12 protein-coding genes are annotated in these 13,008 nt (G+C 63.4%); 5 read left to right on the forward strand and 7 right to left on the reverse strand.

Annotated elements, in window-relative coordinates:
- Window positions 1-102: 102 nt before the first annotated feature.
- The 4 genes from tnpA to G502_RS21480 all read left to right on the forward strand — a co-directional run bounded on the left by tnpA (window position 103) and on the right by G502_RS21480 (window position 3,467).
- The gene (gene tnpA, locus G502_RS0110405) at window positions 103-462 is read left to right on the forward strand and encodes an IS66-like element accessory protein TnpA (protein WP_022727560.1); all 360 of its coding nucleotides are present in this window, start codon (window positions 103-105) and stop codon (window positions 460-462) included.
- A complete protein-coding gene (tnpB, locus tag G502_RS0110410; protein ID WP_022727559.1) occupies window positions 459-806 on the forward strand; it encodes an IS66 family insertion sequence element accessory protein TnpB in 348 nt (115 codons plus the stop codon). The genes tnpA and tnpB overlap by 4 nt, the downstream gene beginning before the upstream one ends.
- Window positions 807-870: 64 nt before the next feature.
- Complete coding sequence (tnpC, locus tag G502_RS0110415; RefSeq protein WP_022727558.1) at window positions 871-2,490, forward strand: IS66 family transposase; 1,620 nt, start codon at window positions 871-873, stop codon at window positions 2,488-2,490.
- A gap of 251 nt (window positions 2,491-2,741) precedes the next feature.
- The gene (locus tag G502_RS21480; RefSeq protein ID WP_022728610.1) at window positions 2,742-3,467 is read left to right on the forward strand and encodes a sulfotransferase family 2 domain-containing protein; all 726 of its coding nucleotides are present in this window, start codon (window positions 2,742-2,744) and stop codon (window positions 3,465-3,467) included.
- Window positions 3,468-3,511: 44 nt separating this feature from the next.
- On the opposite strand, the gene G502_RS0110425 is transcribed toward G502_RS21480, so the two are convergent.
- The 7 genes from G502_RS0110425 to G502_RS19700 all read right to left on the reverse strand — a co-directional run bounded on the left by G502_RS0110425 (window position 3,512) and on the right by G502_RS19700 (window position 11,481).
- Complete coding sequence (locus tag G502_RS0110425; protein ID WP_022728611.1) at window positions 3,512-4,369, reverse strand: hypothetical protein; 858 nt, start codon at window positions 4,367-4,369, stop codon at window positions 3,512-3,514.
- A 52-nt stretch (window positions 4,370-4,421) separates the two neighbouring features.
- A complete protein-coding gene (locus tag G502_RS0110430; RefSeq protein ID WP_022728612.1) occupies window positions 4,422-5,090 on the reverse strand; it encodes an HAD family hydrolase in 669 nt (222 codons plus the stop codon).
- A 33-nt stretch (window positions 5,091-5,123) separates the two neighbouring features.
- Window positions 5,124-5,864 carry a 3-deoxy-manno-octulosonate cytidylyltransferase gene (locus tag G502_RS0110435; protein ID WP_022728613.1) on the reverse strand — a complete coding sequence of 247 codons (741 nt, stop codon included), beginning with the start codon at window positions 5,862-5,864 and terminating at the stop codon, window positions 5,124-5,126.
- A gap of 579 nt (window positions 5,865-6,443) precedes the next feature.
- Window positions 6,444-8,060, reverse strand: a complete 1,617-nt coding sequence (locus G502_RS0110440) for an aldolase catalytic domain-containing protein (RefSeq protein WP_211217829.1) — start codon at window positions 8,058-8,060, stop codon at window positions 6,444-6,446.
- Window positions 8,061-8,112: 52 nt separating this feature from the next.
- On the reverse strand, window positions 8,113-9,321 hold the full coding sequence (locus G502_RS0110445) for a hypothetical protein (protein ID WP_155957840.1): 1,209 nt from the start codon (window positions 9,319-9,321) through the stop codon (window positions 8,113-8,115).
- A gap of 34 nt (window positions 9,322-9,355) precedes the next feature.
- Window positions 9,356-10,114: a class I SAM-dependent methyltransferase gene (locus tag G502_RS0110450; RefSeq protein WP_022728616.1), complete on the reverse strand. Its 759-nt coding sequence runs from the start codon at window positions 10,112-10,114 to the stop codon at window positions 9,356-9,358.
- A gap of 191 nt (window positions 10,115-10,305) precedes the next feature.
- Window positions 10,306-11,481 (reverse strand): mitochondrial fission ELM1 family protein, encoded by a 1,176-nt coding sequence (locus tag G502_RS19700; protein WP_051152161.1) that lies wholly within the window; start codon window positions 11,479-11,481, stop codon window positions 10,306-10,308.
- A 491-nt stretch (window positions 11,482-11,972) separates the two neighbouring features.
- On the opposite strand from G502_RS19700, the gene G502_RS0110460 reads away from it, so the two are divergent.
- Window positions 11,973-13,007: a sulfotransferase family protein gene (locus G502_RS0110460; protein WP_022728618.1), complete on the forward strand. Its 1,035-nt coding sequence runs from the start codon at window positions 11,973-11,975 to the stop codon at window positions 13,005-13,007.
- The last annotated feature ends 1 nt before the right edge of the window (window position 13,008 follow it).

Below are 13,008 nucleotides of genomic sequence, written 5' to 3' on the forward strand. Positions count from 1 at the left end.
GTAACCGTCCGCTCAGGACCGCCTTCAAATTTTGGACAGCATCAGGTTAATTTCCGTCGTTATGTACGTCGTTACTGACGTCAACAAGGACGGAGGCAGTGGATGCGCCAGGAGATACTGACGGGTGTTGAGCGTCGGCGACGCTGGTCGCTGGAGCAAAAGCAGGAGATCCTGGCGGCGGTTGGCGTTGACGGGGCGACTGTTGCCGATGTGGCGCGGCGCTACGACATCACGCGCCAGCACATCTACCAGTGGCGCCGCGAGCTACGCCAGAAGGGCCTGCTGGCAGACAGCCGTCCGCAGTTCCTGGCGGTGGATCTGGCCCCGGAGGATCCGGGTGCGGATGCGGGCGGGGCCGGCCTTGTCGAGATCGGACTTTGCAATGGCCGTCGCCTGCGCTTGGCCGGCGATGCCCCGGAGGCGGTGGTGCGGCGCATGATCCGCCTGACGGAGGCGGCATGATCGGCCCGGGCAATGGTGTGCGCGTCTACCTGGCCTGCGGGGTGACCGACATGCGCAAGGGAATAACCGGTCTTGCTGCGGCAGCGGATCAGGTATTGCGTCAGGACCCCTGCAGCCGTGCGGTCTTTGCCTTTCGCGGCCGGCGCGGGGACCGCATCAAGCTGCTGCACTGGGACGGCCAGGGGTTCTGCCTCTACTACAAGGTTCTGGAGCGCGGACGCTTTCCCTGGCCCTCGCCGGCCGATGGCGTGGCGCGCCTGACCTCGGCGCAGCTGGCGATGCTGTGGGAGGGCATTGACTGGCGCCGTCCGGCCTGGACGGCGGCACCCCTGCGGGCGGGCTGATATTTTATCAGAATCAAGGGGATAGTGCTGTTCCTGGGGAGTCGGCTGGGGTAAACTTCTGCCCATGATACCGACGCTGGACAGCCTGCCGGACGACCCGGCCACCCTGAAGGCGATGATCCTCGCCCAGCACGAGGAGGTGACCCGCATGTCGGCCTCGGTGCGGGCCTATGAAAGCCTGGTGGAGGCACTCAAGGCGCGCATTCTGCGCCTGCGCAAGCAGAAGTTCGGCAGCTCCTCGGAACGCATCACGCGCGAGATCGCCCAGCTGGAGCTGGCCCTGGAGGACCTGCAGGTCGCCCACGCCCGCGAGTACGGCGGACAGGCGGAGGGCGATCCGGCCCCGACCCCCGAGAGCGAAAGTACGGACAAGCCACAGGGCCGCCGGCGCGGCCGCCCCCGGGTGGATCCGCAGACACCCCGCACGCGGGAGACCCTGGATCCCGGAGAAGAATGCCCCGACTGCGGCGGACCGCTGCGCCTGTTGGGCGAAGATGTTTCGGAACTCCTGGAGCTGGTGACAGCCCAGCTGAAGGTCATTGAGATCGCGCGGCTCAAGAAGTCCTGCCGCTGCTGCGAGAAGGTGGTCCAGCCCGAGGCACCGAGCCGGCCCATTCCGCGCAGCATGGCGGGCCCGGGCCTGCTGGCCCACATCCTGGTCTCCAAGTTCGACGATCATCTGCCGCTCTATCGCCAGACCGAGATCCTGGCCCGCCAGGGCGCGGAGATCCCGCGCTCGACCCTGGTCGACTGGTGCGGCCAGTCCATGGCCGTGGTCGCCCCACTGGTCGCGCGTATCAAGGACCATGTCCTGGCGGGCGATCGCCTGCATGGCGATGACACCCCGATCAAGGTCCTGGATCCGCGCCGCCCCAAGGCGGCGGCCAGCGCCAAGGCCGTCAAGGAGGGGCGGATCTGGACCTATGTGCGCGATGACCGCGCCTGGGGCTGTACCGACCCGCCGGCGGTGGCCTACTGGTTCTCGCCGGACCGCAAGGGGGTGCATCCCCAGGAGCATCTCAAGGACTTCCGCGGCATTCTGCAGGCCGATGCCTATGCCGGGTTCCGCAAGCTTTATGAACCCGACGCCGAGGGCAAGGTGCGCGTGCGCGAGGCGGCCTGCTGGGCGCATCTGCGCCGGGACTTCCACGACGTCTGGAAGGCCACCGGCTCCAAGTTGGCGGAAGAGGCCTTGAACCGTATCGGGGCCCTCTACGATCTCGAGCGGGCGATATCCGGTCAGGCACCGGAGATGCGTTATCGCCAGCGCCAGGCGCACAGCCGGCCACGTGTCGAGGCCTTCCGCACATGGTGCGAGGCGCAGCTGGCACGTATCTCGGGCAAGAGCGGTCTGGCCAAGGCCATGCGCTATGCCCTGAACCGCTGGCCGGCGTTCACGCTGTTCCTGGAAGACGGGCGTGTTGCCATCGACAACAACGTCGCTGAACGGGCCATGCGGCCCATCGCCATCGGCCGCAAGAACTATCTCTTTGCCGGTTCGGACGCCGGTGGCGAGACCCTGGCCGATGCCATGACGCTGATCGAGGCCGCCAAGCTGTCCGGCCACGACCCGCAGGCCTATCTGGCCAATGTCCTGGCCCGCATCAACGACCATCCGATCAACCGGATCGATGACCTCCTGCCCTGGAACTGGACGAACCCGGCCCTGGCCAAGGCAGCCTGATCAATCAGCAGGATTGCAAGGCGGTACAGAGCGGACGGTTACGAATTTTTTAAAGAAATACGAAAATTAATTAAATTTGACCAAGATAAATTAGAATGTATATATGAAAATAACATTGTGAAAAATATATATAGCAAAAATCAAATTAATAGCTTTATAAATAAGCACAAGTTATAAATTTAAATAATTATGATATTTAAGTATTTTATTAATTTAATAATTACAGAAAATCTCGCGGTATAGGCTGCAGAATGAAATCCACAAAATACAAATTTCGGCCCTACTACCTTCTGCGTCCACGCCTGTGGCGCGAGCACATCAAACCCATCGACCTGCGCACGGCCCTATCGCTCGAATGGGGCTATGGATATATCCGTATTCCCAAGGCCGCGAACAGCACCATCATCGGCACCCTGCAGCAGAATTTTCCGGAGGCACGAATCACCTCGAAGCGTGTCGGTGACATCAAGAAGCAGTACCTGCATTACAGTGACCTGTCCCTGACCCAGGCCATCACTCTTCCCCGCAGGCTGTTCACCTTTACGATCGTGCGCAATCCCTATTCCCGTGCGCTCTCCGCCTACCTCAACAAGATTGCGGAAGATCGCATGCCAGAGCACAAGAAACACAGTGCCCAGATCGAAAGCTACGATGAAGGCCGGCTTTCGTTCCGCGGCTTCTGCCGCTACCTGGCCGAGGGGGGAGAGCGGGACAATCCCCACTGGATGCGCCAGACGCGTATCCTGGGCATCGCCGACCGGATCGATTACCTGGGCAAGCTGGAAAGCCTGGACGACGACCTGCCGGCCATCGTGCGGCGCATCTCGCCCGCCGTGGACCTGACCATCCAGCGGAAAGGCCAGCGAACCGGCGCATCCGGGAAACTGCACGCCTATTACGATACGGAATGCCGCCAGATCGTGGAAGCAGTCTATGACCGTGATTTCGGCGAGCTGGGCTACGTGAAAGAGCTTTGAGGGAATGACACAGATGTCGGCATCGGCCTGGACATGATCTTTCCTCAGATGTCCTTCGGTATCGCTTCACTTCCGAAAATCAGGCTGGCGTAATCAACCACCTCCGGATGCCGCCGGATGACCCTCCGGCAGATCTCCTTGTTGCCCTGGTCCCATCTGGACAGCGTGTTCCTTGTGTTCTTCATTTCCGTGCCCTCGAAACTGCTGCCCTTGCCCGCATCGGACACGAAGTCGAGGTGCGCATCCCTGTTCCTGTAACCGATGGATTCGACGATCTGATCGCGATAGGCCCTGTCCTCCGCCCAGCGGTCAAACACGATGGGAACGAAGCTGCCGCGTGTCGCAGAGTTTGGGTAGAGGGCCAGGAAAGCATAACCTGACCACAGGCTAAGGCGGCCATTCAGCGATCTTTCTATGAAATCGTCATCCCTTGTCCTTATGCGTTGCAGCAGGCTCATTTTCTTCCGGCGCCGCTTCTTCATGCCGGCACGCAACATCTTCTCCTTGGAGGCAAGCATGTTGAACGGGTTTCTCAAGACAATGAAATTCGTTCTGCTTTGGGGCGTGCCAAAGTGCTCAACGATGGGCTTGTCCAGCAGGTCTTCGTCAAATTTGCGCAGATCGTAATTCTCGAAGCTGACCAACAGGTTCCGCCTGGTGCTTCTGCGCTTGAACTCATCGACCAGGTCTTCATTGAGCTGCTTCTTTCCGTCCACCCTGATGGCATAGGATTTATGACCCTCCGGCATGGACACGCCCGAGGGATCATCGAACAGATCCACGCCCGGCTTACGTCTGTTGAAGAACAGGGTGTTCTCCTGATCCAGGCCCATCAACCAATTGATGATGGGATGGTTCCCGCTGCGCTGCAGGCCGAAGAGTTTCCAAAGGTTATATGACATCCGGTTCCCTGTTGCTTTTGTCGTGGTGAAAGGCTGATGTCCGCACAGTAATTCATTCAGCTGAGAAGATCCTGACGATCTGATGCAAATCCTGCACAGCCAGTGTATCCTCGGCCAACAGTTCGCCGGGCTCAGGCTGCCATTCGGACTCATGGGCGACATAGACGAAGTCCAGGCTGTAGTGGCGCGCGACCTCCCGATCCACCCGGGAATCCCCCAGCAACAGGCCCTCGCCAGAGCCCAGATCTTCCAGCCCGGCGCGCTTCATGTTATTGAACTTGTCGTCAGGCGAGCCATAGATGCCCCGGAACCACTGCGCCAGGCCGCGTTCGGCAAAGATCTCGCGCAGTTCCGCCTCGCTGCCGCCGGAGTTGACGTAACAGGCGATGTTCCGCGCCTGCAGTGCGGGCAGCAGCTCTTCCACGCCCGGGATGAGGGCGCAATCCCTCAGGCCCTGGCGCACGATCCGGCCATAGCGGTCCACGGCCTGCCTGACCGGTTCCTCCGGTGCGCTTATGCCCTTCATGCTGCGGAAGAAGTGGTCGAACTTCACCTGGCGCGCGATGCCGCCGTTGGCCTGGTGCCAGGCGACGAACTCGGCCACCAGGGCCGGATCCTCGCCCTCCAGCGCCTGGGCGAAGGCCTGGGACTTCAGGCGGTTGGAGGCCAGGATCACGCCGTCGCAGTCGAAGACCGCAACGTGGTAGCGCGCCCGTTGCATCAGAGGGGGGCCTGCATCAACGCCGCGCCCGCATCACTTGGCAGCAGCCCGTTCGCGGAAAAGTTCGCGCACCCGCACCAGGTCCTCGGGCGTGTCCACGGCGACGGAGCTGGTGGAGACCTCGACCATCTGCACCTCGTGGCCCATTTCCAGGAAGCGCAGGATCTCGATGTCCTCCACCTGCTCGTGCGGGGTCTTGCCGCCGCGCTCGGCGAAGGCGGCCAAGGCGGCGCGCGGGAAGGCATAGATGCAGACCTGCTTGTGCGACCAGGCGAAGACGCCGTCCTTGCGTGCCGGGATCGGCCCCCGCGACATGTAGAGCAGGCGCCCGTCCAGGCGCGTCACCAGCTTGGGCACAGTGGGGCTGCGGTACTCGCGCTCGTCGGCGATGGCGCACATGGCGTTGAAAATGCGCTCGGGCTCGGCCTCGGCTCGGGCCAGCACGGCGCAGATATCCTCGGGCCGGATCAGCGGCTCGTCCCCCTGGACGTTGATGAAGGTCTCGGCCTCGATCTGTTTCGCCGCGTGATAGACCCGGTCGGTGCCGGTCAGGCAATCGTCCGGCGTCATCACCACCTGCGCCCCGCCGGCGCGCCCGGCCTCGGCGATGCGGTCGTCGTCGGTGGCGATGAAGACCTGCTCCGGACTGGTGGCCTGGCAGCAGCGCTCCCAGACATGCAGGATCATCGGCCGCCCCTCGATCTCGACCAGCGGCTTGCCGGGATAGCGCGAGGAGGTGTAGCGGGCCGGGATGACGATGGCTGCGTTTGGCACGGGTGGTTTCCTTCGGTTAGGCTTTGCGGTGGCGGTGGTGCGTGTGGCCGATCCTTCGAGGCTCGCTAACGCTCGCACCTCAGGATGAGGCTTCGAGGCTCCGCGCTAACGCGATCCGCCTCAGGATGAGGTTTATCCTTTAATTACAGCTCACTAACATCCTCCCAATTCACCTCATGCTGAGGTGCCCGGCCCGGAGGGACGGGCCTCGAAGCAGCCTGGCACCGGTGTTGAGGCCGGGGTCATGCCAACGGCGCCGTCCGAGCTGGCCGCCGATCCTTCGAGACGCCGCCTGTCGGCGGCTCCTCAGGATGAGGTTATCTTTTATCTGTAGCTCTCTAACTCTCTAATTTGCTCCCAAACCTCCTCATGCTGAGGTGCTCTGCCGGAGGCAGAGCCTCGAAGCACCTCATGCTGAGGAGCATGACCCGAAGGGGCATGCCTCGAAGCATTGGCACCGGCGGCGCCGTTGGCATGCTTTCCCGGCACAACCGCCTGTGCCAGCCTCCTTCGAGGCTCGCTATGGCTCGCACCTCAGGATGAGGTCAGTTTTATTGAGCTTTTCCTTACTCTGGCTCCTCACATAGCATAGACCGACGATGCCGTCAGGTTGTAGCGTGTGGGCGTCAGCGAGACGACGGGCAGGTCGGGGTGCTGTGCCTGGAAATCCTCCAGGAAGCCGTTCATGGCGCGGAACTTGTCGTTGGCCCCGTCATAGCCGTCGAAGCCGGCCACCAGAATTTCGCGCGCCCCGCCGCCGGCGGCGGCGGCCATGGCATAGGCGGCCACCAGGGGGGCCGGCACGACACAACCGTTGGGCGTCACCTGCAGCGCGTGGCGCTGCACGGCCATGCCGTAGTCCAGCACCTCGCGCCCCTCGAGCTGGTGGCGCAGATCGTCGGGCAAGCTGTCCTTCGGGGTCAGCAGCGGTTTCTCGCGCCAGCCGTCGGCAGAACCCAACAGCTGCAGCATGCGCCCGGGATGGCAACAGGCCACGCTGTCCACCAGCTCGGCCGGCACGAAGGAAATGGGGTTCAGGGCGATGACATGGGGACGGTCGCGCTCGATGTAGCGCGCCAGGGCCGGCCAGTGCCGCTCGGCCGAGGGGCCGGCCGCGATCAGCAGGACCTGTTGCCCGGCAAAGGCGCCATCGGCCGACCAGCTGCCCTCGGCCTGGGCGAACTGGCCCAACAGGGCGTTGTCCACGCCCGCGGGGCTGTAGGCCCGGCCGCCGGAGCGGCCCAGTACCTCGATCAGGGCGATGATGTCGTTGGCGTCGAAGCGCTCGTCCGTCAGCATGTCCTGGACATAGGTCGGGTGGACCTCGTGCAGCCCGGCCAGATAATAGAACAGGTTCTTGCCCCAGCCGTAGTGCGCGTGCAGCGCGGCGATCCCGTTGTTGGCAAAGTCGTAAAGCGGCGCCGGGCGAACCAGTTTCAAGTCGCGCTGCTGCAGCTCGGCGACCAGGTATTCCATCTGGGTGTTGCCGGCGCCGCGGCCCATGCCGCGCACCGTGGCATCGATCCAGCCGGCGCCGGCGTCCAGGGCCGCCAGGCTGTTGGACACGCCATAGCCCGTGTTGTCATGGCCGTGGAAACCGATGGGCCCGTTCCAGGCCCGGCGCAGGGCGGCCACGGTCCCCTGGACCGCCGCGGCATCCATGTTGCCCAGGGAATCGGCGAAATAGAGCGCTTCGACGCCACCGAAACCGACAGCCGCTTGGGCCAGCTCGCCCAGCCGCTCCGGCGTGCAGCTGTTCGCCTGCATGATGTTGAGCCCGATGCGATAGCCCAGGCGCGACAGCTCGGCCACCACCGGGCCGCAGGACTCGACCTGGCCCACGTGGGCGGCGATGCGCACCAGATCGACAGGCGACTCTGATGCGGGGGAGAAATGACGGCGGATTAACTGCGCCGGCCCCGGTTCCTCCTTCAGGTAGTCGCCGGCATTGATCATGACGCCATAGGTCAGATTGCCGGGCAGGTCCAGGCTGTCCAGGAAGGCGTCGGTAGTATAGGCGAAGGGCCCCAGGAAGCGGGCCTTGGGCGTGAAGCGGAAGCCGATCTCCACCACATCCACGCCACAGCGCGCCATGGCCGACAGGTAATCCGCGACCAGCTCGGCGTCGAAGTCCCAGTCGTTGTAATAGCCCCCGTCGCGCAGGGTGCAGTCGAGAAGCATCAGGTCCTTTGGCACAGCATTCACCCCAAAAGTATGGGAAAAGGTCTAACCAAAGCGCCGCATGACTTCAATGTCTGCCCAGGCGCCTCTGCATGTCGGCGATGAAGCGTGGCGTTTCGTCTTTGGTTTTGTCGATGATCATGTTGCGCTCCATGTAGGCGCGGACCTGTTCCAGGCTGCCGCTCTCCGAATAGAACGCGTTGATGTCCCGGACAGTGAAGGGGTCCAGCGCATCGCCGCCCGTCACCGCGTGACCGCGCATATAGCCGTAACGGTCATGCCCGTAGGCATCCAGGCCGGACAGGTAGAGGCAGGGTGTGCCCTCCAGCAGCACCTTCAGGATTGCGGTCGTATTGCCGCTGATGCAGAGATCGACCGCCTTCGCGAATTCCTCGATACCGGCCGTGCTGTCGTACACCTCGCAGTCGAGGCCCTTTACGACGCTGTCCGAGCTCCTGGGGTGCGGTTTGTAGAGCACACGGGTCGGCCGCCATTGCCTATGCAAACCGGCCAGCAGGCGCTCTAGCCCTTCGCGGTTCGGATAGACATTGGTGGTGATCCCTATGACGGGGTGTTCCGGCACACGCCTGAAGCGCAGGTCTTCGGCCTTCCCGTCATAGACATGCCGGTTCACGACGACGGCGTCCTGATCGGCCTTCAATTTGTCAGCCAGCAGGTTATTGAGGCAGATGGCGTAATCCACACGAAATGGGGGGCGGAAGCTGTGATGCTGCCCGTACTGGTAATAGATCACCGCAGCGCCGCTTTTTCGGGCCGCCCGGGCAAAAGCGATGCGCCGCGCGGCCAGGTCAGAGATGATGGCAATGGCCACAGGCGGACGCTTGGTAAAGCATTGCTCGGCCATGGTCTGATACAGGAAGAATTTCAGGAAATCCCGGCCGACCCGGGCAGGATAGCGCCGACGGATCCAACCATAGTTGCGCAGCACTTTCCCCAGGCGCCGCTTGAGAAACAGGTGTCCCAGAAGGAAAGAGAAAAGCGGAATGCGCTTGGCGTAACGGATAGTGTCGAAGCGCGCCGACGCGAAGATCCCCGTGATGAAGTCCCGGACCTCCCGTGTCTTGTGAGACTCACTGGCCAGCAGGATGGCGCCTGTCTCATAGTCCTTGATGAACGGCATGGGGGTACAGGCCACGGCAACCAGGTCCTTGAAGACCTCCCACAGCAACGCCATCCCTCGAAGGGGGGCTTGCGCGTAACGGGGACGCCGATTTCGCCCGAGATAGCGCAGAACCGCGAGAAGCGAGCTGTCCATGCCTGTCGTGCCTTTCCCGGCGCGGTGAGAGGGGTCAGCGGCGGAACAGGTGCTTGATCCTCTTCACCAGGCTTTTCTGGCGCGCCTTCTGCCTGGCCACACGGTCGAAGGAGGCACGGCGCTGGGTCCGGAAGGCCTGGGTCGCGGCCTCGAAATCCAGGGGCTTTGCATAGCGGAAGACGGCACAGCTGCCGTTATTGACCTGGTACTCGATGGGCTCGAAACTGTCCGTATTCTTGGCAAAGAAGTCCCGCTGGTCCGTGAACCTCTCCTCAGACTTCTTCCTGTAATAGTGAAAGTCCATCATGTAGAGGACCGTCTTGCCGGGCACCATGTGCGGCCCGAAGATCTGCATGGTATAGAGAAAGGGCTCGCCTGCCTTGGCGGTGTCGAGCACGAACAGGCCGATGTCCCCCTCGGTCCAGTGCACCTTCTCGATATCGCCCTGGTGAAACTGGATGGGCACGCCAAGGGGCGCCAGCGCGTCCCTGACCCAGGGCAGGGTGTCCTGGTTCTCCTGGAACTCCACGCCCCAGGCCCTGGCCTTGTCCAAGTGCGTCGCGCGGCAACGCCATTCGTCGAAGCTGTGCAAGGGGATATCCCTGCCGGAATCGCGCACGCCCAGGGCGAGATAGGCGGTGCCCGAACCGAGCCAGCTTCCGACCTCGACGATGCTGTGCCCCTCCTCCACCTCGGCGGCCGCGCGCCTGAGCCGGTCGCCTATGGCCTGTCCGCCCATGGAGGGGATGCGGGCGGCGATATCTTCGAGCGAGGAAGCAGTTGTATCGGTCATGGGCGTTTCACTGGTAAGAGGGGAAGCTTGATTGGCGCCTGAGCGGCTGATGGTCGGAACTGTGCACCTTGGATGGATATCCTCTCATAGAGGATGAGCCATCACAATCAAGCCTTTCGCATTCTTGTTGGCGAAGCTGTGGTGCGTCGAACCGGGGTCCGGGACACGGCAAGCCAGGATGAGGAAGGTTCTCAATAGACTGCCGCAAAAACCGCCAGTGCGGCATAGATCATCAGGCCCAGGCCGGCCCGGACATAGCCGCGACGGCGTTGGCGGCGAATCGCGTCCTCGCCCTGTGTTTCCGGCGAGTTGCCCGGCGTTTCCATCAGGGCCTCCAGGTGCCGCACCACGCGGTCCCGCTCGTTCTGGGGTATGCGCGCCGGCTGCCGGAACGGACGGCCCAGGGGCACGGCCAGTTCCTGGCGGTACAGGCTGGCGTGCAGCTTGGGAAGGTCGCGGGGCGCGGCCTGGAACAGGCGGCGCAGGCCGTGGCGCAGGCGCGACAGGTGCTGGCGGCGAAGCGGCAGGGGGAAGATCGCCAGCGGCCGGCCCAGGCTGGCCACCTCGACCATCATGGAAATGCTGTCGCCCGTCACCACGAAGCGGTCCGCATGGGCCAGCAGGCCCAGATAGGGGTTGTCACTGGTGGTGGGGTTGCCGGCCGCGTCCGGTTCCCAGCGGAAGAAGCGCGCGCCGGGCGGCAAGGCGGCCAACAGCGCATCGGCCACCTCGGGCGGGGTGCGGCGGCTGGTGGTGAAATAGAGCGTGCCGCCCTCGTCCTGCTGCAGGGCCTCGACCCGGGCGACCAGACGCGCGATGGCGGCGGCGTCCAGGGCGAAGGGCTTGGTGGGCCCGCCGACCAACACGGCGATCAGCGGCCGCGGAAGGGGTTCCAATGCGTCCTGCCACTGCGCGCGCTGTTCGGCCAGGCGGTTCGGATCCACGCGCATCAGCGGCAGGTCCAGGTTGATGACGTTGGGCCGCCGGGGCAGGTGATACTGCGGCGTGCCGATCACCAGGTCGAAGGCGTCGAACTGCTTCTTGGGCCGGCCGATCAGGGCCACCTTGGTGCGGCCACCCGACTGCTGCTTCACCCACAGCGCGGCCATGGAAGGCCGACGCCCGATGGTCAGGATCAGGTCGGGCCAGGGCGGCTGCAGCCGGTCCGAGCTTTCGGGATCGATGTGATAGAGATCGGGCCGGAACTCCGGCTTGCCGTGGATGTAGGGTTCGCGGAAACTCAGGTGCCGACGGACTACGGGCCAGCCCAGCGCCCCGGCCAGCGCCTCGACCTGGGCGTTGTCGCCCAGCTTGTCGCCCAGAAGCAGCCAGACGGTCGGTTCCACCATATCCCGGGGCATGTACATGGCCTGTCCGCAGGGCCGTTCGCCCTGCCCCTGCTGTGCAATGCCTGCCGCAACCGCATTGCGATTAACGCCATATTAACCTGTACTTTGTCGAACAGGCACCCTCAACCTGCAAGGAAAATCCGGTGTCACAGCACCTGTCTTTCGGGATAGCGTTGTATCTTTGCAGCAGTGGTTCGAGGCTCACCCCTGTGGGGTTCGCACCTCACCATGAGGGTTCGAGGCTCACCCCTGTGGGGTTCGCACCTCACCATGAGGGTTCGAGGCCCTGCCCTGCGGGCCGCGCTCCTCACCATGAGGAAGGTTGGTGAGGTGGAAATAAAGCAAAACCCTCATCCAGAGGTGCGGAGCGCGTAAAGCGCGGAGCCTCGAAGCCTCATCCTGAGCCTGTCGAAGGATGAAGCCACAAGGCCAGACCGCGCCGCTGGCATTCGCCACCAGCCCCTGCCAGGCCCCTTCTCCGCAAGAACAGGCTGCGCTATGGTTCCGGCATGACGGATCTCATCCTCCACATTGGCCTGCCGAAGACAGCTACGACCACTCTGCAGCGCCATATTCTACCAAACTTCCCGGCCTATCTCGGAACGCACTATGGCGAAGCAGGGCCGGACTTTGCACAAGGGCTGCTGAAGCGGGCGCCGGTCGCACCGCTGGAGTCGACCGAAGATCCGGCCGCTGCGGACTGGGCCAGGCAGCTGCTCGACCACAAGGACGAGCGCTTTCCCGACGCCAGCTGCATCGTCATCAGTCACGAGTCGCTGACGAACCGGCAGACCTATGGTCCGGACGATCTCTGGCCCGTGGAAAGTGCATCGGCAGCTGAGTCCGGAGAAGGCGCGCGCCCCTTTCCCATCATCTCCTTCCTGGAGACCTTCTCAGAAAAGGTGTGGCAGCGGGGCGATGTGAAGGTTCTCCTGACCCTGCGCAACCAGCCGGACTGGCTGGCCTCGCTCTATGCCCAGAAGTCGGCGCACATCAAGCGCGCCTCGCAGCGGGATTTCGAGGACAGGGTGCGAAGACTGATCCGCAACGGGAATGCCTATCTGGATTGGTCAGCCTGGGTCCACCACCTGCGCCAGGCCATTGGAGCCGACAACCTCTGCGTCCTGCCGATGGAAGAGATGGACCGCCCCGCCTTCTGGCAGGACCTGGCGGACTTTCTGGGCCTGGACAGGCTGCCGGAGGAAACACCGGCCGCCTTCAACCGCCAACAGGAGAATGCTCGGCGCACGCAAAGCGACAGCTGGGCGATACGCCCTCTCAAGACCTGGAATGTCAGTCTCAAGCGGCACTTGAAGCGCGCCTATGAGCGTAGGGACGAGACACCGCCGCGGCTCGTCCGAAAGGTTGCGGCCCTGGCAGACTCCGCCGTGAGTGCCCCCTATCTGAAATTCCATGAACGCCAGCGCGAAATGGAGATACGCCTGCCCGATGATCTGCGCAGCACGATCCAGGACTATTGCAGGCCGTTCAACCAGCGCCTTGCCGAACAGCTCGGCCGTGACCTGAGCCACCTTGGCTACTGAG

The organism is Fodinicurvata sediminis DSM 21159 (assembly GCF_000420625.1).
Lineage (GTDB): Bacteria > Pseudomonadota > Alphaproteobacteria > Kiloniellales > DSM-21159 > Fodinicurvata > Fodinicurvata sediminis.

What these genes read in the sequence shown, in the direction of transcription:
- tnpC (WP_022727558.1), top strand. Translation starts at nt 871, where the DNA reads ATGATACCGACGCTGGACAGCCTGCCGGACGACCCGGCCACCCTGAAG.
- G502_RS0110450 (WP_022728616.1), bottom strand. Translation starts at nt 10,114, where the DNA reads ATGACCGATACAACTGCTTCCTCGCTCGAAGATATCGCCGCCCGCATC.
- G502_RS19700 (WP_051152161.1), bottom strand. Translation starts at nt 11,481, where the DNA reads ATGTACATGCCCCGGGATATGGTGGAACCGACCGTCTGGCTGCTTCTG.
- G502_RS0110445 (WP_155957840.1), bottom strand. Translation starts at nt 9,321, where the DNA reads ATGGACAGCTCGCTTCTCGCGGTTCTGCGCTATCTCGGGCGAAATCGG.
- G502_RS0110430 (WP_022728612.1), bottom strand. Translation starts at nt 5,090, where the DNA reads ATGCAACGGGCGCGCTACCACGTTGCGGTCTTCGACTGCGACGGCGTG.
- G502_RS0110425 (WP_022728611.1), bottom strand. Translation starts at nt 4,369, where the DNA reads ATGTCATATAACCTTTGGAAACTCTTCGGCCTGCAGCGCAGCGGGAAC.
- G502_RS21480 (WP_022728610.1), top strand. Translation starts at nt 2,742, where the DNA reads ATGAAATCCACAAAATACAAATTTCGGCCCTACTACCTTCTGCGTCCA.
- tnpA (WP_022727560.1), top strand. Translation starts at nt 103, where the DNA reads ATGCGCCAGGAGATACTGACGGGTGTTGAGCGTCGGCGACGCTGGTCG.
- tnpB (WP_022727559.1), top strand. Translation starts at nt 459, where the DNA reads ATGATCGGCCCGGGCAATGGTGTGCGCGTCTACCTGGCCTGCGGGGTG.
- G502_RS0110460 (WP_022728618.1), top strand. Translation starts at nt 11,973, where the DNA reads ATGACGGATCTCATCCTCCACATTGGCCTGCCGAAGACAGCTACGACC.